Source organism: Methanoregula sp., assembly GCF_002835825.1.
GTDB lineage: Archaea > Halobacteriota > Methanomicrobia > Methanomicrobiales > Methanospirillaceae > Methanoregula.
Window position 1 is genome coordinate 1 of the sequence record NZ_PIZH01000586.1, and the last position, 1,302, is coordinate 1,302.

Annotated in this window: 1 protein-coding gene; it reads right to left on the reverse strand. The window is 59.2% G+C overall.

What is annotated here, in order from left to right; genetic code table 11:
* Window positions 1-218: 218 nt before the first annotated feature.
* Window positions 219-1,302, reverse strand: a 1,084-nt coding sequence (locus CW742_RS13545; protein WP_292421270.1) for a cache domain-containing protein, incomplete at its 5' end; no start/stop codon positions are given.

Here is a 1,302-nt window from a genome sequence, read left to right on the forward strand (position 1 = left end):
TCTGCAATGAAAAGACCATAATGTGCGGAGGCGAGCGGGATGAAGTCATGGAAACCCCCGCCCACTTCGAGAGCCGGGAGGTTTTACCCGGCAAGGTAGAATCCCGGCGGCGTGAGGGCGGACTACGGGAAGACACTCTGCTGGCTCCCCTTTGCAAATTCCCGCTATTTTAGCAACCGCTCCTTCTCGGACGTGGTCCGTTTCAGGGTGATGATGTATTACCGTAAGTCAGACGCCATCCGGTTGAAGGTATCGGCCAGCGTCCCGAATTCATCCCGTGTATCGACCTGCACCCGGTAGTCGAGGTCTCCTTTCCCGATCGCTTCGGCACCTTTCCCGAGCGCAAAGAGCGGTCGCGTGAGGTACCGTGCAAAGAAATACGCGAGGATACAGACGATGGCAATGAGGATGATGGAGAGGACGACAAACAAGGCCTGCACCATGTTCTGCTGCCGGGCTATATGCTCGGCCACATGCGCCGTGTCGTTTTCGATCCGTGCGCTCGTCATGCGGGCAGGGGCGGTCACCTCGTCAACGGGCATGACTACCCCCACGCTCCAGTTCACGCTGGTCACCGGTGCATAGGCGATGAACCGGTCACCGTCCTCGAAACTTACCCGGGCAATGCCGGTCTTTCCTACCACCATCTCCCGGGCAGCGTCGACAAGTTCCGGGTTGGTGCTCTGGAACAGGTTCTCCGTCACAAAGGAGGCGTCCCACCGCTGGTCCCCGGAGGTTAAGCCCGGGCGGGTGATGATGTTTCCGTGCTCGTCAATCAGCATGGCGTACCCCCGGTCACCGACCTGTGTCCCGATGATCTTCTGGTTGATTGTCTCGATGGTGACATCGGCGCCAACAACCCACAGCCTGCCGGTGCTGTTGTCGTAAACCGGCCGGGAGCAGGTGATCATGAGGCCGTGGCCGAGCAGGTCGACATACGGGTCGGACCAGGTGATATCCCCGTTCTTCTTTGCGTCAATAAACCAGCTCCGCAGGCGGGGATCGAACGATGCGTTCAGGCCGGTGGTCCAGGGGTAGATAATGGAAACCCCGGTCTCGGTTCCCACAAAGACCGCGGAGGTCTGGGGATCGGTTGCATAGATCGGGATGAAGATCTGGGTCATCATCCCGGCAGCCTGGACTTCTTCGGGGGAGATGGTCTTTTCGGCCCCGGGCGAATAAAACACCACGGAGGTTGAGAGCGGGTTCTCCGGTCGTTCATCCTGCGTGGGCAGGTGGAGGTCCCGGACCATGCCGGGATGCGTATGGATCTGATTGGCGTAATACGCCATGATGTTAAGA